The 20,679-nt window shown below is 59.5% G+C and carries 22 protein-coding genes; 17 read left to right on the top strand and 5 right to left on the bottom strand.

The features are described 5' to 3' along the window. Positions 1-6: 6 nt before the first annotated feature. Positions 7-1,134 carry a porin gene (locus C2L65_RS39775; RefSeq protein ID WP_042305279.1) on the bottom strand — a complete coding sequence of 376 codons (1,128 nt, stop codon included), beginning with the start codon at positions 1,132-1,134 and terminating at the stop codon, positions 7-9. Between the two features lie 439 nt (positions 1,135-1,573). On the opposite strand from C2L65_RS39775, the gene C2L65_RS39770 reads away from it, so the two are divergent. From C2L65_RS39770 to C2L65_RS39725, 10 genes are all read left to right on the top strand, one after another. Then, positions 1,574-2,605, top strand: coding sequence for an ABC transporter substrate-binding protein (locus C2L65_RS39770; RefSeq protein ID WP_042305278.1), 1,032 nt, complete (start codon positions 1,574-1,576; stop codon positions 2,603-2,605). A gap of 3 nt (positions 2,606-2,608) precedes the next feature. Then, the gene (locus C2L65_RS39765) at positions 2,609-3,442 is read left to right on the top strand and encodes an ABC transporter ATP-binding protein (protein WP_042305277.1); all 834 of its coding nucleotides are present in this window, start codon (positions 2,609-2,611) and stop codon (positions 3,440-3,442) included. Beyond that, entirely contained in the window at positions 3,442-4,281 is an 840-nt protein-coding gene (locus tag C2L65_RS39760; protein ID WP_042305276.1) for an ABC transporter permease, read from the top strand. The genes C2L65_RS39765 and C2L65_RS39760 overlap by 1 nt, the downstream gene beginning before the upstream one ends. Before the next feature lie 33 nt (positions 4,282-4,314). Continuing rightward, a complete protein-coding gene (locus C2L65_RS39755; protein WP_042305275.1) occupies positions 4,315-5,700 on the top strand; it encodes an FAD-dependent oxidoreductase in 1,386 nt (461 codons plus the stop codon). Continuing rightward, positions 5,697-6,875 (top strand): CaiB/BaiF CoA transferase family protein, encoded by a 1,179-nt coding sequence (locus C2L65_RS39750; protein ID WP_042305274.1) that lies wholly within the window; start codon positions 5,697-5,699, stop codon positions 6,873-6,875. The genes C2L65_RS39755 and C2L65_RS39750 overlap by 4 nt, the downstream gene beginning before the upstream one ends. Beyond that, positions 6,872-7,645 (top strand): enoyl-CoA hydratase-related protein, encoded by a 774-nt coding sequence (locus tag C2L65_RS39745; protein ID WP_042305273.1) that lies wholly within the window; start codon positions 6,872-6,874, stop codon positions 7,643-7,645. The genes C2L65_RS39750 and C2L65_RS39745 overlap by 4 nt, the downstream gene beginning before the upstream one ends. Continuing rightward, the gene (fdxA, locus tag C2L65_RS39740) at positions 7,645-7,980 is read left to right on the top strand and encodes a ferredoxin (protein WP_042305272.1); all 336 of its coding nucleotides are present in this window, start codon (positions 7,645-7,647) and stop codon (positions 7,978-7,980) included. The genes C2L65_RS39745 and fdxA overlap by 1 nt, the downstream gene beginning before the upstream one ends. 9 nt (positions 7,981-7,989) lie before the next feature. Beyond that, positions 7,990-8,904, top strand: coding sequence for a LysR family transcriptional regulator (locus C2L65_RS39735; RefSeq protein ID WP_042305271.1), 915 nt, complete (start codon positions 7,990-7,992; stop codon positions 8,902-8,904). 23 nt (positions 8,905-8,927) lie between these two features. After that, the gene (locus tag C2L65_RS39730) at positions 8,928-9,689 is read left to right on the top strand and encodes an SDR family NAD(P)-dependent oxidoreductase (protein ID WP_042305270.1); all 762 of its coding nucleotides are present in this window, start codon (positions 8,928-8,930) and stop codon (positions 9,687-9,689) included. Between the two features lie 570 nt (positions 9,690-10,259). After that, the gene (locus C2L65_RS39725; protein WP_042305269.1) at positions 10,260-11,195 is read left to right on the top strand and encodes a LysR family transcriptional regulator; all 936 of its coding nucleotides are present in this window, start codon (positions 10,260-10,262) and stop codon (positions 11,193-11,195) included. 136 nt (positions 11,196-11,331) lie between these two features. Here the strand turns inward: C2L65_RS39725 and C2L65_RS39720 are convergent, their stop codons facing one another. After that, on the bottom strand, positions 11,332-12,432 hold the full coding sequence (locus C2L65_RS39720) for an alkene reductase (protein ID WP_042305268.1): 1,101 nt from the start codon (positions 12,430-12,432) through the stop codon (positions 11,332-11,334). A 175-nt stretch (positions 12,433-12,607) separates the two neighbouring features. Further along, a complete protein-coding gene (locus C2L65_RS39715; protein WP_042305267.1) occupies positions 12,608-13,492 on the bottom strand; it encodes a LysR family transcriptional regulator in 885 nt (294 codons plus the stop codon). Positions 13,493-13,608: 116 nt separating this feature from the next. On the opposite strand from C2L65_RS39715, the gene argC reads away from it, so the two are divergent. Next, positions 13,609-14,538, top strand: a complete 930-nt coding sequence (argC, locus tag C2L65_RS39710; RefSeq protein WP_042305266.1) for an N-acetyl-gamma-glutamyl-phosphate reductase — start codon at positions 13,609-13,611, stop codon at positions 14,536-14,538. Positions 14,539-14,644: 106 nt separating this feature from the next. On the opposite strand, the gene C2L65_RS39705 is transcribed toward argC, so the two are convergent. Continuing rightward, on the bottom strand, positions 14,645-15,862 hold the full coding sequence (locus C2L65_RS39705; RefSeq protein WP_042305265.1) for an FAD-dependent monooxygenase: 1,218 nt from the start codon (positions 15,860-15,862) through the stop codon (positions 14,645-14,647). 170 nt (positions 15,863-16,032) lie between these two features. On the opposite strand from C2L65_RS39705, the gene C2L65_RS39700 reads away from it, so the two are divergent. Then, positions 16,033-16,968, top strand: a complete 936-nt coding sequence (locus C2L65_RS39700; RefSeq protein WP_042305264.1) for a LysR family transcriptional regulator — start codon at positions 16,033-16,035, stop codon at positions 16,966-16,968. Positions 16,969-17,098: 130 nt separating this feature from the next. Then, a complete protein-coding gene (locus tag C2L65_RS39695) occupies positions 17,099-17,335 on the top strand; it encodes a hypothetical protein (protein WP_042305263.1) in 237 nt (78 codons plus the stop codon). A 115-nt stretch (positions 17,336-17,450) separates the two neighbouring features. Here C2L65_RS39695 and C2L65_RS39690 read toward each other — a convergent pair whose 3' ends face one another. Then, on the bottom strand, positions 17,451-17,849 hold the full coding sequence (locus C2L65_RS39690; RefSeq protein WP_042305364.1) for a response regulator: 399 nt from the start codon (positions 17,847-17,849) through the stop codon (positions 17,451-17,453). A 122-nt stretch (positions 17,850-17,971) separates the two neighbouring features. On the opposite strand from C2L65_RS39690, the gene C2L65_RS39685 reads away from it, so the two are divergent. The 4 genes from C2L65_RS39685 (at position 17,972) to C2L65_RS45895 (ending at position 20,654) form a co-directional block, all read left to right on the top strand. Beyond that, entirely contained in the window at positions 17,972-19,090 is a 1,119-nt protein-coding gene (locus C2L65_RS39685) for a sensor histidine kinase (RefSeq protein WP_042305262.1), read from the top strand. A gap of 630 nt (positions 19,091-19,720) precedes the next feature. Beyond that, on the top strand, positions 19,721-19,993 hold the full coding sequence (locus C2L65_RS39680) for a hypothetical protein (RefSeq protein ID WP_007584497.1): 273 nt from the start codon (positions 19,721-19,723) through the stop codon (positions 19,991-19,993). Between the two features lie 233 nt (positions 19,994-20,226). Then, complete coding sequence (locus tag C2L65_RS46305; RefSeq protein WP_007584499.1) at positions 20,227-20,385, top strand: hypothetical protein; 159 nt, start codon at positions 20,227-20,229, stop codon at positions 20,383-20,385. A gap of 101 nt (positions 20,386-20,486) precedes the next feature. Beyond that, positions 20,487-20,654 carry a hypothetical protein gene (locus tag C2L65_RS45895; protein ID WP_208647223.1) on the top strand — a complete coding sequence of 56 codons (168 nt, stop codon included), beginning with the start codon at positions 20,487-20,489 and terminating at the stop codon, positions 20,652-20,654. Positions 20,655-20,679: the final 25 nt, after the last annotated feature.

The following is a 20,679-nucleotide window of genomic DNA, read 5'->3' as shown; positions in this document are numbered from 1 at the left end:
TCCGTTTTACCAACGATGCCGTAGACCTATCACGGCCGAGACTTGTGATTTAGTGGTCGATGGTGAAAGCGTATAGATCTGGGCGAATTTTGCATCGCCTGCGGCTTTCTGATAAATGCCAACCAGATACACATCCGTCCGCTTGCTCAGGAAGTAAATTGCGCCAGCGTTGACCTGATGCCATTTCGGACTTGTTTCCTGGGGACGGTATTGTCCCGTAGTGAAGACATATGCCGCCCCGAGCATCAGGTCCGGAAGAACATAATCGGTCAATGAGATTTCGAAGTTCTGCAGCGTCAGTCTGGATTCGTCGAGATATTCGAAGCGCGCGTTCGTATAGAGCAGCGACAGGTTCGCATTTCCAAACGCGTAGGCGCCACCTGTGCCGAACATTCGCTGCTTACTCACGCCTGCATTGGTCGCAGGGTTGGTAATGAAAGGTGAAGTGAAGCCGTAGTCCCCGACCACCGCGCCATTGGGATTGGCGGGGTCATTCGGCATTTTGACCTGAAGGTAGGCTACTCCGAAGGAGAACGGTCCCCTGTGATATTGAGCAGCTGCGCTGATGGCGTTGTTGTCCGAGAAATCCCCAGCCTTGTTCGAAAAACCGTAGAGCCCTTCGAACTGGAATCCACCATATTCGACGCTCTTGTACTGCACCGCATTGTTGATGCGGAAAGTATCGAACACGTTGTCGCTGTCGCCGATATGCGCGCCATATGCGGCAAACTGGCAGGCCGACGAAAAAATGCACAGCGTGACGGCCTCGTCGTACTGGCGCCCGATCGTGACCGTGCCCAGACTGTTCGATGACAAGCCGACGAAGGCTTGCCGTCCGAACAACCGCCCGCCTTGCGACAGGGCGCCAGTGCCGATGCTGTAACCGCCTTCCAGCGTAAATATGGTCTTGAGTCCCCCACCAAGGTCTTCGACCCCTCTCATGCCCCAACGCGGCGTCTGCATCGGTCCGCTTGCGAACTGCCAGGTCGAATGCCCCTGTTTGTCGGCTCCCTTCTGATTCTTCGCATACACGATTCCGCTTGAGATCAAACCGTAGAGCGTTACGCTGCTTTGGGCGAATGCCGTCTGACAGGCGAGAGCGGTTGCCGCAATGACGATAGCGCGTCGAATCATGATTTCCTTGAGTGCTGGCTGATTGTTTGAAGTACAGCTCGATTAATTTAGGAAAACGAATTGGATGGTCTACATGACGGACTTTGACGTACCGGCATGATGGATCTGACACGGACTGCATGAGCGAGGCCGTCTCTTGCCTGCCTCACTAGCGACCGATTCTTGCGGAACAAAAATCGCGTCGGCTAGCACTGAATTTGACCCGCAGTGAGCGAATTTTCAGAGCGGGTGATCGTGCAACGTGCGCGTCAGGTGCGCAGTCGAGAGGTTGCACCATATCGGTGCATTCCGATGGGGTGAGCTAAAATCGGCATCACTCGTCTTCAAAATTGATGCTTGCGGGGACACTTTCGGCTGCTGAGAATGCACTTAGCCGGCAGCACTCGGAAAGCAACAGACCGGTTCCCCCTTGAATCCAGGACCATCGGAGGAGTGAAACATGTCAGTAGTCGAGAATGCGGGGCGCAGGCGTTTGCTGCGAATGACGCTCGCGGCGGGCGGCATGGCGGCGACAGGCGCACTGCTTTCGGTACGCGCCCTAGCAGGTGAGAAATCGACCGTCAATATGCAGTTGGGATGGGTCCCGGGCGGCAATCAGGTTGGTGAGGTGGTCGCGAAGAGACTGGGTTTTTACCAGCAGGAAGGCATCGATTTCCAGATTCAACCAGGTGGCCCCAATATCGATGGCGTTGCGATCGTCGCCTCGGGGCGCTTCGAGACGGGCGAAATCTCATCGAGCCCATCGATCATGCTGGCCGTCTCGGAAGGGCTGCCGATCAAATGCATCGCCGCCGGACTGCAGCAGCATCCGTACACATTTTTCTCGTTGAAGAAGAACCCGATTCGCACGCCGCACGACATGATCGGCAAGCGCATCGGCATTCAGGCGACGGGAATGGTATTGCTCAAGGCGTTACTGACCAAGAACAAGATTCCCGAAAGCCAGGTCAACATCGTGCCGATCGGCGCCGACATGATGCCGCTTCTGAGCGGGCAGGTAGATGCCGTCACCGGCTGGCAAACCAATACCACCGCGCTCAAGCCGCTTGGCGCGGATCGCGTCGATCTGCGGCTGTGGGACACGGGCGTGCGCCTCTATGCACTACCGTACTACACGACGACGGCGACGCTGAAGGATCATCCCGATACGGTCAGCCGCTTCATGCGTGCAACGGCACGCGGATGGATCTATGCGAACACGCATCGCGATCAGGCCGTCGATTTGCTCATCAAGGAATACCCGAATCTGAATCATGCGGATGAGCGCATCGCGATCGATTCGTTGATGAGCTACGCCTTCAACCAGACAACGCAGACGCAAGGCTGGGGAGCGATGGATCCGAAGGTCTGGGAAGAACAGATCTCGACATACGGACAGCTCGGCCAGTTCAGGGCGCATCAACCCAAGGTAGAGGACGTCATGACGATGGACGTGCTCAACGCTACCCGTTCCTCACGACTTCTGGTGTAACCCATGCAAGCTGCCATCTTCAATCCGCCGCGCGCGGAGCGGGCAAACTCGCCCATTGCGGCGCCGAACGCCGGCGCCTTGTCAATCAGCTGCCGGAATATCAATGTCCGCTTTTTCACCGACCGGCGCAGCGTCACTGCGATCGAAGGCCTCAGTCTGGACGTTGCGTCAGGTGAATTCCTGACGCTTCTGGGGCCCTCCGGTTGTGGCAAGTCGACGTTCCTGCGGGTCGTCGCCGATCTGGTCAAGCCAAGCCGGGGCGAGATCAGCGTACTCGGCTCGCCACCCAATGTCGCGCGGGAACGACGCGATATCGGTTTCGTGTTTCAGGACGCGGCGCTCCTGCCCTGGCGCACGGCACTGCAGAACGTGCAGCTGCCGCTGCAAGTGGCGAACGGAAAGAATCGCGCTGGCCGCGCCACACCCCGCGAACTGCTGGAACTGGTCGGACTCAAGGGGCGCGAGGACGCTTATCCCCATGAGATGTCGGGCGGCATGCGCCAGCGGGTCGCCATCGCCCGCGCACTGGTCAGCGATCCGAAGGTGCTGTTGATGGATGAGCCCTTCGGCGCGCTCGACGAAATCACGCGTGACCGCCTCAATGAAGAACTGCGCCGGGTCTGGAAAGAGATGGGACTCACGACGCTGTTCGTCACGCACAGCATCTACGAAGCGGCGTTTCTCGGTCAGCGCGTATTGATGCTGGCTGCCAACCCCGGCCGGGTGAAGGAGATCGTGCCCGTCAACCTGCCTGAAAACCGCACGCTCGATATCCGCGAGACCCGTGAATTCGTCGAACTCGCCGCGTATCTGCGACGTGTACTGGAGACCTGCTGATGGCTACGTCTGAAATGCACCTGAATATGTCTTCGCCCACCGTCGACGACGAAGCGCTGGCGTGGGCCGCACGCCGGCGCCAGCAAATGTGGCGCGCGCGCATGTTGCCGGCAATCGGTGTTGCGGGTCTTCTCTTCACCTGGTGGGCGGTGGTTGCGGGCTTTCATGTCAAGCCGTTCATTGCGCCGTCGCCGATGCTCGTGCTGGAGACCTTCGTCAGCAAGCGCGACGTGCTGATTCAGAACCTGCTGCCGACAGCCATCGAGGCATCGCTCGGCTTTCTGCTGGGGAACCTCGCGGCGATCCTGCTGGCAACTGTCTTTGTCCACAACAAGACATTGCGCGACATCTTCTACCCGGTCGCCGTGATGATCAATTCGATTCCTGTCGTCGCCAAGGCGCCCATTCTCGTGCTGATCATGGGCAACGGCCTCGAACCGAAAATCACGATCGCTGCCATCGTCTGCTTCTTTCCGACGCTGGTGAACATGGTGCGCGGACTCAATGCCGTCAATCCGCAGGCCATGGAGTTGATGCAGATTCTCTCGGCCAGCAAGCGCGAGATTTTCTTCAAGCTTCGGGTTTTCTCCTCACTGCCGTATCTGTTCTCCGCGCTGCGCATCGCTGCGTCGATGTCGGTGATCGGCGCGGTGGTCGGCGAATGGATCGGAGCGACACAGGGCATCGGCGCGATGATTATCCAGGCGACCTATAACTTCGATTCCGCGCTGCTGTACACGGCAATCATCATGAGCGCCATCTTGGCAGGCGCATTTTTTCTGGTCATCGCGGCACTCGAGCGCTGCCTCATCAAATGGCAACCCGAAAGCACGCATTGAGCTGAGCGACAAGCAATTCTGAAAGGAGACGAAATGAACATGATCAGCGAATTGATCCAGGAACCCGCTCGCGACGTGCGCGTGGCCGCGAAGGCGAATGTCGTGGTAGTCGGGGGTGGTCCCGCAGGCCTGTCGGCGGCGATCGGTGCGGCGCGAAATGGCGCGGAAGTCATTCTTCTCGAGCGTTACAACCATCTTGGCGGGCTCGCATCGGGTGGCATGGTGCTGGTACTCGACGACATGTGGGACAACCACCTTCGTGAGATCTCGGTGCGCGGCACCTGCATGACATTCATCGAACGGATGGCGGCGCGCAAGCTGGCCGTGTTTCCGCAGTCGCATGAATGGGGTGAAGATCCCGCTGCTTATCGCCAGTGGGGACGTTGGGGCACATTCGATTTTCACAGCCAGAAGACGCCGCATCCCGTGTGCTTCGCGGCGGCTTTCGATCCCGATGCGATGAAGCGCGTCGCGCTCGAAATGGTGGAAGAGCTCGGTATCAAGCTTCGGTTGCACTCGTGGTTTTCCCAAACCCTCGTCGAGGACGGCCAGGTGAAGGGCGTGATCTGCGATACGAAAAGCGGACGGGAAGCGATTCTTGCCGATGTGGTGATCGACGCGACGGGCGACCTGGATGTTGCCGCTTCGGCGGGTGTGCCGCATGTCGGCGGCACGTACATCACGACGACGGTGTTTCGTCTCGGTGGTGTCGATACTGATGCGGCAGAACGTTTCGAGGCCGAAGAGCCAGAGGCGTTCGCGTTGCTCGACCGCCAGATCAAACGCATTCTCGGTGGCTCGTGGGGCTACTGGTGGCTCAAGACACCCTTGCCGGGCGTCGTGTGGTGCAACTGTCCGCACATGGCGGGACTCGATGGCCTCAAACCCGAGGATCTGACGCGCGCCGAGATGCAGGGCCGCAAGCATATCCATGCCGTGGTCGATTTTGTGCGCGAAAAGCTGCCGGGTTTCGAAAACTGCTTTGTGATCGATGTCGCGCCGCAAACGGGCGTGCGTCAGACTCGCCTGCTAGAAGGCGAGTATGTGATGAGCAAGGAGGATCTCGCGCAGCGCACGCGCTTCGAAGACAGCATCGCTCGCGGACGCGACTATTACATGCCATACCGCGTGTTGCTGCCGAAGCAGATCGACAACCTGCTCGTCGCAGGCCGTCACTATTCGGCGACGTCGCAGGCACAAAAGATGTCGCGCGAAATTCCCCCCTGCATGGCGATGGGCGAAGCCGCTGGCGTAGCGGCAGCGCTTGCGCTCAGCGCGGGTGTGTCCGTTCGCAATGTCGACGTGGGCGCTCTGCAGAAGACGCTGCGCGCCCAAGGGGCGGATCCGGGCGATCAGACTGGCCGCAACACGGACATTCCGCCGCTTGCCGTTCACATCGACGCGAGGGCAGCAGCATGACCAGCAATAACAACGCATTCACGCAGGATTTGCCGCTTCACGGCGTTCGTATCATCGACTTGACGCAGGTCATGATGGGACCTGTCTGCACGCAGATGCTGGCCGACTATGGCGCGGACGTCATCAAGGTCGAACGCATCGGCGCGGGTGATCTGAGCCGCTCGACATTCGAGCCCGTCGCGGGCGCCGACAACCCGATCTTCTGCAGTCTCAACCGCAACAAGCGCAGCCTCGAACTCGATTTGCGCGATGCCGGGCAAATGGCGGCATTGAAGCAGTTGATCGCCGACGCGGATGTAGTCGTCAGCAACTTTCGCGCAGGTGTGATGGATCGGATGGGCATCGGTTACGAGGCATGCCGGAGCCTTAACCCCCGCATCATTTATGCCGTGGGGACAGGCTTCGGGGAAACGGGACCGTATGCGCACAAGGGAGGGCAGGACGTGCTCGCGCAGGCGATGAGCGGTGTGATGGCGCGCCGCGCGGATGAGTCGCTGCCGATCTCCGTGTACCCGACAGCACTCGCCGACTATTCCGCGGGCATGCACATGGTGCAGGGCATCCTGCTCGCACTGCTGCATCGCGAGCGTACGGGGGAAGGGCAGAAGGTCAACGTGTCGCTGTACAACTCGATGCTCGCGATCCAGATGCAGGAGGCGGCGATGATCATGATGGCCGACTTTGAAGTGAACTGGGCAGCCATGCCGCTTTCGGGTGTGTTCGATACCCAGGACGGTGCGCTCGTCCTTGTCGGCGCATTCAAGCCGAATCCGCTTCGCGATATCTGTGCGGCGCTGCAGATCGACGACCTGTCCGTCGATCCACGCTTTTGCAATCTGAACGAGCAGTTCCGCCATAAGGATGAGTTGCAAAGGATTTTCCGCGAGCGCTTCGCAAGCAACACGCGAGACTTCTGGCTCGCGCGACTGGAAGAGCAGGATCTGCTTTGCGCCCCGGTGCGCGACCTGCGAGAAGCCCTGGTTGACCCGCAGACACTGCACAACCGTCTGATCATCGAAGGAGAAGGTGAAGGCCAGCCGGTGCGCTTCATCGGCAGTCCAATCGAGCTGTCGCGGGCGCCTGTCGGATTGCGGCGCGCTCCGCCAAGGCTCGGGCAGCATACCAACGAGATTCTCAACCAGTTGCGCGGGACGGTCGCGCCGGAGGTCGCATGAGCGTAAGACTGGTAATCGAACAACATGTGGCCACTGTGACGCTGGCTCGCCCGGAGGCGCTCAATGCCGTGGACCTGGAAACCGAGAGCGAACTGCAGCGCGTCTGGAACGAACTGGAGCATAACCGCGATATACGCGTCGTCGTGCTGACGGGCGAGGGTGACCGTGCTTTCTGTGTCGGGGCCGATCTCAAGAACCCGTCGATGAGCGGGCTCGAATACTGGGCCGCGCCGCGCCCGGGTGGATTTGGCGGCATCGCCCTGCGTGAAACGTTGAACGTGCCTGTGATTGCCCGCGTGAACGGCTATGCGCTCGGCGGCGGATTTGAAATGGTGCTGGGATGCGATCTCGTCGTTGCGTGCGAAGAGGCCAGCTTCGGCTTGCCGGAGGCGCTTGTTGGACGCATGCCTCTCGATGGTGGCATGACACTCCTGCAACGTCAGATCCCGTACCGGCAGGCCATGGCAATGCTGTTGACGGGGCGCCGGGTGTCCGCACTCGAAGCGCTCGACATGGGGCTGGTCAACGAAGTCGTGCCACGTGTGGAACTGGATGCGGCCGTCGAGCGCTGGGTCGAGGCGTTGCTCGCGTGTGCGCCGCTTTCGCTTCAGGCGATCAAGCAGGTGGTGCGGCGGACGTCGACGCTTTCAGCGGCGGAGGCTCAGGCCCTGCGGCTACCCGCACTCGTCTCGGCGTTGCAATCCGAGGATGCTCACGAAGGCGTGCGCGCCTTCCAGGAGAAACGCAAACCCCGCTGGAGCGGACGCTAATGGCTTACGTCATCACGTCGCCCTGCATCGACGTCAAGGACGGCGCCTGTGTGCAATGCTGTCCCGTCGACTGCATCTACGAAGGCGAGCGCACGTTGTACATTCATCCCGATGAATGCATCAGTTGCGGCGTGTGTGTGTCGGTGTGCCCGACGGAGGCTATCTTCCACGAAGACGAGGTTCCGCAGGTCGAGGTCCGATTCACCGGCGTCAACCGGGAGTTCTTCGATACTGGAGTCAGTGCGCTGGGTTCACCTGGTGGCGCATGCGATGTAGGCAAGATATCGTGCGACCATCCCGTGGTCGCCGGGTGGCCGGCGCGCGCAGTGAATTGAGGCAACACGATGCATGCGAATGTCCTGAAGTATTTCGTTGAAGTGGCGCGTTGCGGATCGATCCGGAAAGCCGCACAGAATCTGTATGTCGCTTCCAGTGCGGTCAACCGGCAGATTCTCAAGCTCGAATCGGAGATGGGAGCCGAACTGTTCGACCGGTTGCCGAATGGCATTCGCCTGAACGCTGCGGGCGAGCGCGTGCTCCAGCATATCCGTTCGACACTGAACGACTTTCATTTGATGCGCAGTGAACTCGATGCATTGAAGGGGGAGCGCAAAGGGCATGTGTCGGTGGCGGCGATGGACTCGCTCTTCGTCGACTTTCTGCCCGCCACGGTGGAAGAGTTCTCCGAGTCTTACCCGGCGGTGACGTATTCGATTGCCGCCGTGCCGCCTCACGATGTTCCCGCGCGGCTGGTGAGCGGTGAATATGATCTCGGCATTTCGTACGTCACGAAGCTGCCGGCCGGCCTCGATGTCGTGACGGAAGTGTCCCTGCCGCCTGGGGTCGTGATGGCTTCGTCGCACCCGTTGGCGAAGAAGGAACGTATCAGCTTCGAAGAATGCCGCAACCATGCGTTTCTCAGACTCGAAGGACGCTCGCCGATTCAGGGTGTCGTGGCGAATGATTTTCACGAGTATTGGGAATCTCTGAAGCCTAGCGTGACGTGCAATTCGACAACGCTTCTCAAGCGCCTGATCGCATCGGGTCGCGGTATTTCGTTTTTCTCCAAGCTGGCGTTTCTCGACGAGCTGGCGCGTGGCGAAGTGGTATGGCGGCCGCTTGACGATGTGAATGTCAACGCGCTCACTGTCGGCGTCATTGCGCCGAATCAACGCGCACTGGCCCACGTGACGCTTCAGTTCGTCGACCGGATGGTAAGACGTCTGAAGCACGTCGAACTGTCGTTGCGCGGAGTCTGATCAATCAACATGGCGGAGCATCTATGCGAGATTTGAAGAACAAGGTGGTGTTGATCACAGGTGCAAGTTCCGGCATCGGGGCCGCACTCGCCCGCGCATTCGGTGAATGCGGGTCAAGGGTCGCTGTTCACTATCGGAGTGGTGCGTCAGCAGCACAATCTGTCGTGTCGCAGATCAAGGAGGCCGGCGGTGATGCAATTGCCGTGCAGGCCGACATTACCGAGTCCAGCCAGGTGGATGAGATGGTGGCGAAGGTACACTCGCATTTCGGACGCATCGACGTTCTGGTGAACAACGCGGGTGGATTTGTGCGGCGCGCGCCAATTGTCGAAGCAGACGACGATTATATCGACGATGTCTTTCGTCTCAATGCGCGGTCCGTGGTCGCGGTGAGCCGCCGCGTCATTCCACTCATGGCGGGATCGGGCGGTGGAAACATCATCAACGTGACAACGCAAGCGGCCCGGACAGGCGGGGGCCCGGGTGCGGGGCTCTATGCGGCGTGCAAGGGTTTCGTGTCAACCATTACCCGGACGATGGCGAAAGAGTTGGTGGGCGAGAAAATCCGTGTGAATGCGGTGGCACCGGGTGTGATCGAAACGCCTTTCCATGACGGACACTCCAGCCCGGAGATTCTAAAGCGCTTTTCTGCGGCTATTCCAATGGGGCGCTTAGGCACCGCTGAAGAATGTACGGGTGCGTTTCTGTTTCTGGCCAGTGATGAAGCGAGTAGCTATGTCACGGGGCAAATCATCGAAGTCAACGGCGGCCAAGTCATGCCTTGAGCTGATATTCGCCGACGTTGGGTGGTGGAGGTGTAGTAAAGCGCGTGTGGCCGTCGCTACGCCACTCCAGGTCGGCGAATAGCGGCAAGAATTAACAAACCGCAAGAAGACGGATGTAAGCGAGTGGCCGTTAGACTTTGCGAACGGCTATTTCCGTCGCCGAGATTGCAATGAGGGCGAGGGGGCCTTATGCATCACGTTTTAAGTGCCCGTTAGCTTGAACTGCGAACGTCGAAATCAATAAAGAATGTTCGCTTCCGGCAACGCGTCAGTAGTGAACGTCATCTGACGCTTCATCGACGGTCCTGAGTGGCGATGAGGGTTGACTTGAGTCGATCGCGGCCCTGAACATTGGTATTCGACCGGATTCGTTCAGGGTTATTCGATGCATGCCATCGGCCGCAACTAATGCCTGGTAATGTGCTCATTTGCGAGCTCGTCCTCGCCTCATTGTGTAACATAAGAGCGAAAAGGATCTCTGCATCTCAAGGTTCCTGGGGGCTGAAAATTGTGGCGTAGCGTCGTGAGTCAGCCTCGCCACACTTGCTTTGTTGCTTCAACTGCCGATATATGCCTACCGATTTTCCTACCAGCCTACAGTTCGATGGCATCGCGGAGTTCGTGGCGGTTGCGCGACTTGGTACGTTCACTTCTGCAGCCGACGAGCTTGGTCTGACCAAGTCCGCAGTCGGTCGCGCAGTTTCGCGTCTGGAGGCACGACTTGGCGCGAGACTGCTTCACCGCACGACGCGTCGTCTCACGCTGACGTCCTATGGCGAAGCGTGGCTAGAACATTGCGCGGCCGCGCTGGATGAACTGCAACGAGGCGAGACTATCCTGAAGCTCGCTCAGAACAGACCGGCAGGCCCGGTTCGTATCGATCTTCCGACCGCGTTCGGTCGGCTATACGTGATGCCTGTCCTGCTCGACGTGGCAGCCCGATGTCCTGCCTTGCAACTCAACGTCAGCTTCAATGACCGGCTGGTCGACCTGATCGACGAGGGCATTGATCTCGCCGTGCGGATTGGCGAACCAGGCGACTCTACCGACCTGGTCGCTCGAAGGCTGGGCGTGCAACAATTGGTCATCTGCGGATCTCCGGCGTATGTTGCTGCACACGGCGCGCCCCAGCATGCAGCCGACCTTGCCCATCACGATTGTATTGCCGGCTCGAATTCCCCGCATCGTGTGGCGTGGTTGCTCAAGCAGCAGGACGGCTCAATCGCCCCGCACGTTGTACCGATCAAACACAGGGTGTGCGACTTCGAAATGGTGCTGGCTGCGGTCAAGTCAGGACATGGGCTCGCTCAATTGCCTCTGTGGATGGTCCAGGATGACCTCAGCAGCGGCAATCTTGTCACAGTGTTCGACGGCATGTCGGGCGGCGAGGTGCCAATCAATCTGTTGTGGCCGCGAACACTTGCGTTGCCGGCGAAAATTCGCGTTATCGTCGACGCCCTGCTCGACAGCATGCGTCAGTTTCCTGTAGCAGCGCGCATGCAATGAACCGCATACCTCGTGTGAGCGAAGTTAAAGAAGCACGCTGCTCTCCAGTAGCCCGATGGCAGCGAAGCGTCTGTCTGCGCGCTGTGTTCAGCAGATTGCATGAACAAGCTTCAGAGCGGGGAGCTACGACGCTGTCCTACTTGTAGACTCCGTAGTCCGTATAGCCCTTGGCTCCCGCTGTATAAAACGTATCCTCGTCCCATTGATTGAGCGGCCAACCGTTGCGCAGGCGCTCGACCAGGTCTGGATTCGCGATGAAGGGCTTCCCGATCCCGATCAGATCAGCCTCTCCCGAATCGATAGCTGCCTCTCCATTTTCTCGGAGATAACCACCGGCGAGGATCAAAGGTCCTCGGAAGGCGCTGCGAAACACCCGGAGAAAATTTTCAGGAATGGAGACGTCGTCAGCCCATCGTGTTTGGTCACTGAAATGCACATAAGCGATGCCGCGCTTCGAAAGCTCAGACGCCAGCGTCAAGTACGTATCCGCTTCGTCATCGAAAGCCGGCATTTCGTTGTAGCGGCCGAAGGGCGACAGGCGGATGCCAATGCGCTCGCCACCGATGGCATCGACAACCGCATCGACAGTCTCAAGCGTGAAGCGAAGACGATTTGCAATCGATCCGCCATACCTGTCGTCGCGCGTGTTGAGCGTTCCGTTGATGAACTGATCATGAAGATAGCCGTTGGCACCGTGGATCTCGACGCCGTCGAATCCACCTTCGATAGCATTGCGCGCGGCCTGAGCAAACTCGCCGACGATCTGAGGCACCTCATCAGTACGCAATGCGCGTGGCTTGCCTTGCAACAGAAAGGCCGGTTGACCATTCTCATCGAACGCCATTGAAATTGCTTTCGTCGCGCCGGTGTCTGTAGAGCTAACTGTGCTCTGGCGATTCGGCTGATGCGAAACATGGCTCGCGCGGCCACCATGCCTGATCTGCCCGAAGATCACTCCGCCATGATCATGAACCTCTCCGGTTATAGAACGCCAGGCCCGGATCTGGGTTGGCGTGTAAAGGCCGGGCTCGAACGCCCAGGTACGAGCCCATTCGCTGATGGAGATGCTGCCCGTCACGATGAGACCGGCACCCGCACGCTGCGAAAAATAGCGCGCAGTGTCGGCCTCCGGCGCCCAGTCCGGGTTGCGCGCGCGAGAGCGCTCCATCGGCGCCATGACAACACGGTTCTTGAGCCGGATAGGCCCGAGATCATACGGATCGAACAAAGAAGACATAGTACTTGCCCATTTGAGGTAATCAAAAACGGGCTCATTCTAGTGTCGCTCTATGCAGTGAATAACTGCCTGCGCCTCGACTCAGAGTTGCGTCAGACGCGACAATGCCGTTGATGTTTGCGTCTACCCGGCATGATGGTCGAGTGATTGCTCCCGAAGCGGCAAGTGTCAACGCCTACGCCAATCGCAGATCCCACAACACATCAAGTACGTGTTGTGTGGAACGCTCAACGTACCCTGCACGATGTGCGATACCGAGCCGGCGCCACAACGCCGGGCGCAGCGGACGCATGACGATGCGCTTGTCGGGTAATGGCGTAGTGGCCTCATGGGGCAACAGCGCGGCGCCGTAACCTGCCGCTACCAGACTCTTGATCGCGTCGTTGTAGTTGAGCTGAATGCGCGGCGCAGGATGGTGTCCCGCGGTCGCGAACCACTCCGCAGTCAGACGCGAGAGACGCGTGGTCGCGTCATTGAGAATAAGAGGGTGGCTGGCGAGCCATTCAGGCGTGACGCGGGCCGGACACCGCCAATGCGCCGGCACAAAGGCCATCACGGGGTCGCGGCGCCAAGGCTTTATCACGAGCCCAGCCACCGGGGGCTGAGGCAGCGCGACCAGCCCAATATCCAGCGTTCCATCCGCCAGTCGGGACAGCGTTTCATGTGACGTGAGTACTGCAATCTGGATGTCGATAGCGGGATGGTGCTGGCGCAGCACCTCGAGCGCTTGCGGCAACAGGTGCGCGATCACGCCAGTCGACGCACCGAGCCGCGCGCGCCCTTCGAGCCCCTGCACCTGGCGTTGAATATCGTCTAACGCCTGCTCCGCATCGGCCAGCAGTCGACGCGCACGCTCCACCAGCACCTCTCCTATCGCCGATGGCCTTACGTGCCCGCGCTTTCGTGACAGGAGTGGAGCCCCAATGCGGTCTTCGAGTTCAGCGATGTGGAGACTGACCGTTGGCGGCGCCAGATTCAATGCGCGCGCCGCGTCGGCAAATGAGCCACGGTCGGTAATGGCGACCAGAGTGCGCAAGCGGTCCAGGCTGATTTCTCGCATGTCGGCGTCCAGATTCAGAAAAACTGAATGTTCACGTTATGAAATTCAACTTTCTCTATTCTAGCGGTCCATGGAACATAGGGGCTCGTCCTTCCCGTTAGCGGAGTATTCCACGTATGAGCTCTCCCGTTGTTTTCATCGACGGCGACCAAGGCACCACCGGGTTGCAAATCCACGAACGGCTGCGCAACCGGACCGACCTTGAACTGTGTACGCTTGCCGCTGCGGAACGCAAAGATCCGCAGCGTCGCGCAGAAGCCATCAACGCCTGCGACATCGCCATCCTCTGTTTGCCTGATGCCGCCGCGCGCGAGGCAGTGGAAGCCATTGTTAATCCTGCTGTCAGAGTAATCGACGCAAGTTCCGCCCACCGCACACAGCCGGACTGGACATACGGCTTTCCGGAAATGACGCCGGGACAGGCGGAACGCATTGCGAACGCACGTCGAGTCACCAATCCCGGTTGCTATCCGACGGGTGCAATTGGCTTGCTGCGTCCCCTGATGCAGGCTGGGCTCATACCAGGCAACTATCCTGTCAGCATTCATGCGGTGTCCGGCTACTCCGGACGCGGGCGTGCCGGCGTGGAGGAACATGAGGGACAGGGTGCCGTCAATGCGCCTTCATTCCAGGTATATGGTCTGGAACTCGCGCACAAGCACACCCCGGAAATCCAGCGGCACGCCGGGCTCGCGCAACGTCCGATCTTCGTCCCCGCGTATTGTGCGTTCCGCCAGGGCATCGTGCTGACGGTGCCCCTGGATTTACGGCTGCTGGCACCCGACGTGGATGGCGCCACGATACACGCATGTCTCGCACGCCACTATGCCGAGGCGACCCACGTACGTGTCTTGCCGCTGCAGGAATCGTGCGCCTTGAAGCACCTCGATCCGCAAGTGCTGAACGGCACGAACGACATGCACTTGAGCGTATTTCCTAACACCGAACACGGGCACGTCCTGCTGTCCGCGGTTTTCGATAATCTTGGCAAAGGCGCATCCGGCGCTGCGGTTCAGAACCTGAACCTGATGCTCACGCAGCAATAGTGGCCGATGGCTGAGCTAACGTTCAGCCGCGCCCATACGCCAACGATTGCTGCCAATCTGGTCACGGCAAAGCGTAACCAGTCGACGTCACCGCGAGTTGCGCAGTTCAAAGCCAGGTGCCGCCCTGGCGTTCAGTTGGTTCTTGCGCAAGGGCGTCGAAATCGTGAATCCAGTCCAGATGATGCAGCAGGCTGTCGCGTGCGCGAAGGCGAGCGTTGCGCGCCTGCGCCTCGGGTCCATCCGGCAGATGCAGCACGTCAGCCGTCGATATCGAGGCGTATTGCACCTTGCGCGTGCGGCCCCGCCGCAACCGCTCGTAGGCCTCCTGCGCCTCGCGCCAGCGACCCGGTCCCGCCTTGGCCAACTGCGCGGCCAGCACCACGGCGTCTTCGATCGACTGATTGGCGCCCTGGCCATGGTGCGGCACGAGCGCATGCGCTGCATCGCCGATGAGCGTCACACGGCCCTTGCTCCAGCGCCCCAGCGGGGGACGATGGAACAGACCCCAACGCTGGCTGATCGGCACCGCTGTGATCATCTGCACCACCGCCGGATGCCAGTCCTTGAACAGGCGCAGTTGCTCACCCTCGCTCGCCGGTGTGACCCAGTCGCGCGATGGCCACGGCGAGGGATGGCGCTCGACGAGCAGAAAGTTCTGGTCGCCTTTGTCGCCAATCGGATAGTGAAGCAGATGGCCCTGCGGTCCGACCCAGAATTGAATGGCCTCGGGATCGGGCAGCAGATCCATGCGTCCGGCCGGCACCACGCCACGAAAACCTGAGCAGCCCGAATACAGGGCGTCATCGTAGCCGAGCATCCAGCGCCGCGTGATCGAGCGCGCCCCGTCCGCGCCGATCACCAGATCGGCGTCGATCTGCCGACCGTTGGCGAAACTCAGACTCACGCGATCCGGATGCTGCACGAGATCGATCAGTCGATGGCTGAGATGGATACGTTCGAGGCCGACCGCTTGCGACAGGACGGCCTGCAGATCCGCGCGATGTACGCCCCAATACGAACCGCCGAACTGCTGCCGGTAGCTTGGTTCGCCACGATGCTGTCCAATCACTTCGCCGCTGCGCCCGTCCCGATAAACCAGCGCGGGTATTTCAGCGCAAACCGCGTCAAACGCTGCACGCAGTCCCATGCGTTCATAGAACCGCGTCGCATTCGCCGACAGCGCGACGGCCGCTCCAACCTCGCGAAGCTCGTCGGTTTGCTCGTAAAGCTGCGCGTCGACGCCATGTTCTCGCAGTGCGAGCGCGAGCGTGAGGCCACCAATGCCAGCACCGACGATTGCGATCTTCAGATCCAACTGTTCCATGGGGTGTCTCCAATATTCAGACTATGTGATTGAGTCGGCACGGCATGGGTACTGTGAGGAAAACCGATGCGTACGCCTTGTCTGAATTCTCGACATTGGTCGCCCATTGCACAATAAAATGGGAGAAATCTACGTCATCACTAAAATCAATGATGCGGAGGGACCGAGTCATGGAACTAGGTGAAGTTGATCTCAATCTGCTGCTGCTTTTCCAACGGTTGATGCAGGAGCGGCGCGTAGCAACCGTGGCTGAGCAGATGAACATGAGTCAGCCTGGCGTCAGCAACGCACTTGCCAAACTGCGTCGACGGCTCGGTGATCCGCTGTTCGTGCGCGCGCCGGGCGGCGTGGTGCCCACGCCATTCGCGATCCGTCTGGCAGAGCCGGTTTCTCAGGCGCTCGCCACGCTGCATGCCGCGCTCAATCCCGAGACTGGGTTCGACCCGCTGCGTGTCACGCGCACGATAACGATCGGCATGACCGATATCGGCGAGGTCGTCTTTCTGCCCGCGCTTGTCGAGCGATTGTCGCGCGAGGCGCCGGGCATTGCGCTCAATACCGTTCGCGATACGAGCGTCAATCTGAGCAACGAGATGGCCGAGGGTAGGGTCGATCTCGCCATCGGACTACTGCCGCAGCTCAAGGGCGGCTTTTATCAGCGCCGCCTGTTCAATCAGCCATATGTCTGCCTGTTCAGGCACGGCCACGCGCTGGAAGACGCGCCGCTTACGCTCGCTGCCTGGCGTGAAGCCGAGCATCTGGTGGTGGTGTCCGCCGGCACCGGACACGGTCAGGTTGACGAATGGCTGAAACGACGAGGCGTGCAGCGCCAGGTGCGATTGACGGTGCCTCACTTCATGAGCGTCGGCTTTATCCTGCAACGCACGGATCTGATTGCCACGGTGCCGGAGCGACTGGCCTTGCAACTGGCAGCGCCGTTCTCACTGAGCTTGCGCGCATTGCCCTCGAAATTACCCGCGGCGCCTATCCATTTGCTCTGGCACGCGCGAGTCCAGCAGGACGAAGGCAATCGCTGGTTGCGCAACGTGGTGATCGACCTGTTCGCGGACCCGGCGATGCCGACGCGCAGAACGAAGTCTGTGTAAAAACGATCGTAGTCCGCAACGACAATCCAGACATCGGAGTGGCCATCGACGGCAGCAACTTCAAGGCTGTGAACAGAACCGTTCAGGGTTCTCTTTCATGTTAGTCTCCAATGACCAAACGGAGGCTTGCATGCACCGACTGATCGCGTATCGCGGCTTCGAGATTTATGTGGAATTGACTCCGGCTGCTGAAGACACGTTTGATGTGACTTTTCAGATAAAAGGCGGTACCAACCTCGAAGTGCTCGGCGCGCGGGGAGGTCGCGTATCGCTGCGCAACGGCCCCTTCACTGAACGATGGGCCTACCTGGTAGGCGAAATCGCCGGACAAGCCGCAATCGACGTGTTGCTTGGCCCAGTTGACTGATTCCCTCTCTGTTTCGCCGATTTCGGTACGCCGAATGATCGGACCGGGTACGGCCATGGCCGGGCGGTCGCCAAGGTACCCGAAAGCGGTCGCTTGCCGCTGAGTCCATTCATTGTTACGAGTCGTCCGTGGCGCCAGGGCGTACGCGGGCCGCTATCACAGCGAGCACAGCCGGCAGGTCGGCAGGCTTTACAAAATGATGATCGAACCCGGATCTGATTGATTCGGCCTGTTCGGAAGTCGATGCCAGCGCAGTAACCGCCACCAGCAATGGAAACGGCGCGGATTGCAGGCGCCGGATCTCCCTTGCGACCGCGCGCCCGTCCATACCGGGCATCTGAATGTCGAGAACAACAGCGTTCGGATGCCAGGCACGCCATTCTGCAAGCGCGTCCGCGCCGTCTCCTGTTGTCCGCGTTTCGTAACCATGGGCGTGGAAGAATAACCCGTATGCTGCCAAAGCGTTCGGGTCATCGTCCGCGATGAGCAGGCGCACCGGGTCTGGAGTAGGCATTATGTTCTCCGATTGCCTCACCGCAGCAATTGTCGGGCCCGGATACGTGTAGTAAGTTTGCTCACACGCATGGATTCCGCAAGAATACGTTATCGAGACCATTCCCTCCCTCGGGGGCAAACATGCGATTAGCCGACTTTATCCTCGACCATATGGATGCCATTCTGTTGCGATGGGACGAGTTTGCCCGCAGCCTGTTGCCGGCAGCAGCAGATATGCGATCGCTGGCCTTACGGGACCACGCGCAACAGATTCTGGAGGCCGTGGCAAAGGATCTGTCTACTCCCCAGAGCAGGGAGGATCAATTTGAAAAGTCCACGGGGCAGGCGCCCATACTGGCGGGAGCCGCCGAAACAGCTGCCCAGACGCATGCCCTTCTACGCGCCCGAAGCGGCTTTGACATCAACCAGATGGTTGCCGAATACCGCGCCCTGCGCGCGAGCGTACTTCGACTGTGGATGGACGAGTGCGAGCCAGACAGTCATCACGAGGATGACATGGTCCGTTTCAACGAGGGCATCGACCAGGCAATCGCCGAATCGGTAAGCTTTTTCAGCATGCAGGTAGACCTTGCCCGTAATCTGTTTCTTGGAATGCTGGGCCACGACATGCGCAGTCCACTCCAGACCATCCAGATGACAGCGTCTTATCTGGCGGCGCTGAACGCCGGTGAAAAAGTGTCGGGGGCCGCGTCCCGTTTGATCAGAAGCGGTGCTCGCATGCAGGCGCTGCTGGACGACATGGTTGATTTCAATCGAACCAGGCTGGGTTTGGGTATCAATATCGCGCCGACCGCTATCGACCTGGCCCGGTTGTTTGCCGATGCGCTGGACCAGTTGCGAGCAATACATCCGGACCGTCAGATTGATCTGGACGTGATCGGTGACTGCATGGGTATCTGGGATGGCCGACGTCTCCAGCAGTTGTTGGGCAATCTGGTACTGAATGCGATCAAGTACGGAGCGTCAGACGCGCCGGTACGTGTGACCGTGACCGACGAAGGCGCGGAAGTCCTGCTGGAAGTGAGGAATGCCGGCGCCGCCATTGAGCGGTCGACCCTCGACCTCATCTTTAATCCACTCCAGCGCGGACCGAACCATCAAGGCACAGATGCCGACAGCAGTCTGGGGCTCGGACTGTATATCGCGCGCGAGATTGCCAGGGCACACGGGGGCGAGATCGATGCGCGATCCGACGCAGTCGAAACGGTCTTCTCCGTAAAGCTGCCGCGTGGCGAGTAGCGCTCATGATGTGCTACGCGCAGACCGCTGCCAGCGTGGGGGCGGGCTGTCCGCTTCCGCTGGACGCCGTTAGCTGCTTCGGGTGTGCGAGAACGCGGAATTTCGACAAAATAGTGCTTGCATGATTTTTCACGGCGCGGAAAGTCGACCTGCTACCTGCGCCGTTATTGGCGAGTATCAAGTGGAGTAAATTGACTTGCCTGTTAAAAGGACTGCGACTTCCGATGATTCTGGATTGGCAAATAAAGTAGGAATGCAGATGTTCTGTTGGACCAGCCGTAGGTCGGCGTGAACGTCTTCACCCCGGAGAGCGATATGCCGAAAGCGATTTCACGCGGCGCGATCGACGGCACGGCACCGCTGTCGTTTCCGTCCGGTCGGCCCAACGTTCCTGCGTACGCATGCACGAGAACCACGCCGTGAATAAGCAGATTGCTGGACAGTCTCGCCGTCCGATGGGAGGCTGGCGAGTCGCTGGCCTCTATTTTTGCACCCGCACGATTTAGTTTGCTTTGCGGCGCAATTAAGCGCATTGTGAAGTGGTCCAGATGTACCTCTGGCCGCCCCTTTTTCGGCATCCGGACAGACACAATTCAATGACGGTCAGCGCCACTCACGGAGCGCGTCATCATGACCATTCCCACCATCGAATACAGAGGGTACGAGCTACGTGCGTACTCTCATCAGGAATTCCCGCTGCATCGCGACCCGTATGCCAAAGGTCCGCGTCAGTTCTCGTCCGTCGTGCGAATCGACACCATTCAGCCCAGCGAGGCCAAGGCTCGGCGCTATGTGACGTTGTTCGCTACAGCAAGTCCAACCACCGCGGGCGATGCCATCGACCTCGCGATGCAATACGGGAAGGACATCGTCGACGGCAAGGTTCAGGCGAGTGGGCTCTGACACATCCGGTCGCGTATCGCGGCTTCGCGATTCCTGTCGAATTGACTCCATCAGCGGACAACGAGGTTGACGTTACTTTTCCACGGTCACGCTGAGTAGCGTCACTCTGTGCTTCAGTATCCTGCTGCGTGAAAGTCGGGCGCAAAAACCATGGATCAGCGAATGAAGATGTCTCATGAAATTTCTATGGTCACCTAAAATATAACCATGGTTCCGACCTCAAAGGAGGTGCCATGAGTCAGTCAATGATCAGTTTTGTAGTGGGGCTCGCGGTGGTGATGTTCGTCGCGATATTTTTAGCGGGACGGTACAGGCGGGAACACAAGAACGAGCCGGTTGCCCGTTGGCTGGATACACATCCGATGCGGGACTGGATGCGCCATAGGCACTGAATGACACAACATCCAGCTCCTGAAAGCGGTGGGGCACGTGAGTGTCTCTACTGCGTATTCCATCGCTCGGTGTCAATCGGGAACGGATTGAAAAGGATGATATGACCTACGCAATGTTGGGCATCGCTGCCGTAGTGGCGCTGATGTTCGGCGTGGCGCTGTGGCGGTACAGGCGCAGCGTTATGCGGAAGCGGGAGATCCGTTGGCTGGATGAGCATCATGTGTTGGACAGGCTGCGCAAGCATCTGGAATCGCCGATTGGGAAATGACACCCGCTGGGCGGATTGGTGGATT

It is taken from the genome of Paraburkholderia terrae (assembly GCF_002902925.1).
In the GTDB taxonomy this organism is placed as follows: Bacteria; Pseudomonadota; Gammaproteobacteria; order Burkholderiales; family Burkholderiaceae; genus Paraburkholderia; species Paraburkholderia terrae.
The sequence above is the reverse complement of the archived record's forward strand: the minus strand, read 5'-3'. Positions and strand labels throughout refer to the sequence as shown.

What these genes read in the sequence shown, in the direction of transcription:
- C2L65_RS39775 (WP_042305279.1), bottom strand. Translation starts at nt 1,134, where the DNA reads ATGATTCGACGCGCTATCGTCATTGCGGCAACCGCTCTCGCCTGTCAG.
- C2L65_RS39770 (WP_042305278.1), top strand. Translation starts at nt 1,574, where the DNA reads ATGTCAGTAGTCGAGAATGCGGGGCGCAGGCGTTTGCTGCGAATGACG.
- C2L65_RS39765 (WP_042305277.1), top strand. Translation starts at nt 2,609, where the DNA reads ATGCAAGCTGCCATCTTCAATCCGCCGCGCGCGGAGCGGGCAAACTCG.
- C2L65_RS39760 (WP_042305276.1), top strand. Translation starts at nt 3,442, where the DNA reads ATGGCTACGTCTGAAATGCACCTGAATATGTCTTCGCCCACCGTCGAC.
- C2L65_RS39755 (WP_042305275.1), top strand. Translation starts at nt 4,315, where the DNA reads ATGAACATGATCAGCGAATTGATCCAGGAACCCGCTCGCGACGTGCGC.
- C2L65_RS39750 (WP_042305274.1), top strand. Translation starts at nt 5,697, where the DNA reads ATGACCAGCAATAACAACGCATTCACGCAGGATTTGCCGCTTCACGGC.
- C2L65_RS39745 (WP_042305273.1), top strand. Translation starts at nt 6,872, where the DNA reads ATGAGCGTAAGACTGGTAATCGAACAACATGTGGCCACTGTGACGCTG.
- fdxA (WP_042305272.1), top strand. Translation starts at nt 7,645, where the DNA reads ATGGCTTACGTCATCACGTCGCCCTGCATCGACGTCAAGGACGGCGCC.
- C2L65_RS39735 (WP_042305271.1), top strand. Translation starts at nt 7,990, where the DNA reads ATGCATGCGAATGTCCTGAAGTATTTCGTTGAAGTGGCGCGTTGCGGA.
- C2L65_RS39730 (WP_042305270.1), top strand. Translation starts at nt 8,928, where the DNA reads ATGCGAGATTTGAAGAACAAGGTGGTGTTGATCACAGGTGCAAGTTCC.
- C2L65_RS39725 (WP_042305269.1), top strand. Translation starts at nt 10,260, where the DNA reads ATGCCTACCGATTTTCCTACCAGCCTACAGTTCGATGGCATCGCGGAG.
- C2L65_RS39720 (WP_042305268.1), bottom strand. Translation starts at nt 12,432, where the DNA reads ATGTCTTCTTTGTTCGATCCGTATGATCTCGGGCCTATCCGGCTCAAG.
- C2L65_RS39715 (WP_042305267.1), bottom strand. Translation starts at nt 13,492, where the DNA reads ATGCGAGAAATCAGCCTGGACCGCTTGCGCACTCTGGTCGCCATTACC.
- argC (WP_042305266.1), top strand. Translation starts at nt 13,609, where the DNA reads ATGAGCTCTCCCGTTGTTTTCATCGACGGCGACCAAGGCACCACCGGG.
- C2L65_RS39705 (WP_042305265.1), bottom strand. Translation starts at nt 15,862, where the DNA reads ATGGAACAGTTGGATCTGAAGATCGCAATCGTCGGTGCTGGCATTGGT.
- C2L65_RS39700 (WP_042305264.1), top strand. Translation starts at nt 16,033, where the DNA reads ATGGAACTAGGTGAAGTTGATCTCAATCTGCTGCTGCTTTTCCAACGG.
- C2L65_RS39695 (WP_042305263.1), top strand. Translation starts at nt 17,099, where the DNA reads ATGCACCGACTGATCGCGTATCGCGGCTTCGAGATTTATGTGGAATTG.
- C2L65_RS39690 (WP_042305364.1), bottom strand. Translation starts at nt 17,849, where the DNA reads ATGCCTACTCCAGACCCGGTGCGCCTGCTCATCGCGGACGATGACCCG.
- C2L65_RS39685 (WP_042305262.1), top strand. Translation starts at nt 17,972, where the DNA reads ATGCGATTAGCCGACTTTATCCTCGACCATATGGATGCCATTCTGTTG.
- C2L65_RS39680 (WP_007584497.1), top strand. Translation starts at nt 19,721, where the DNA reads ATGACCATTCCCACCATCGAATACAGAGGGTACGAGCTACGTGCGTAC.
- C2L65_RS46305 (WP_007584499.1), top strand. Translation starts at nt 20,227, where the DNA reads ATGAGTCAGTCAATGATCAGTTTTGTAGTGGGGCTCGCGGTGGTGATG.
- C2L65_RS45895 (WP_208647223.1), top strand. Translation starts at nt 20,487, where the DNA reads ATGACCTACGCAATGTTGGGCATCGCTGCCGTAGTGGCGCTGATGTTC.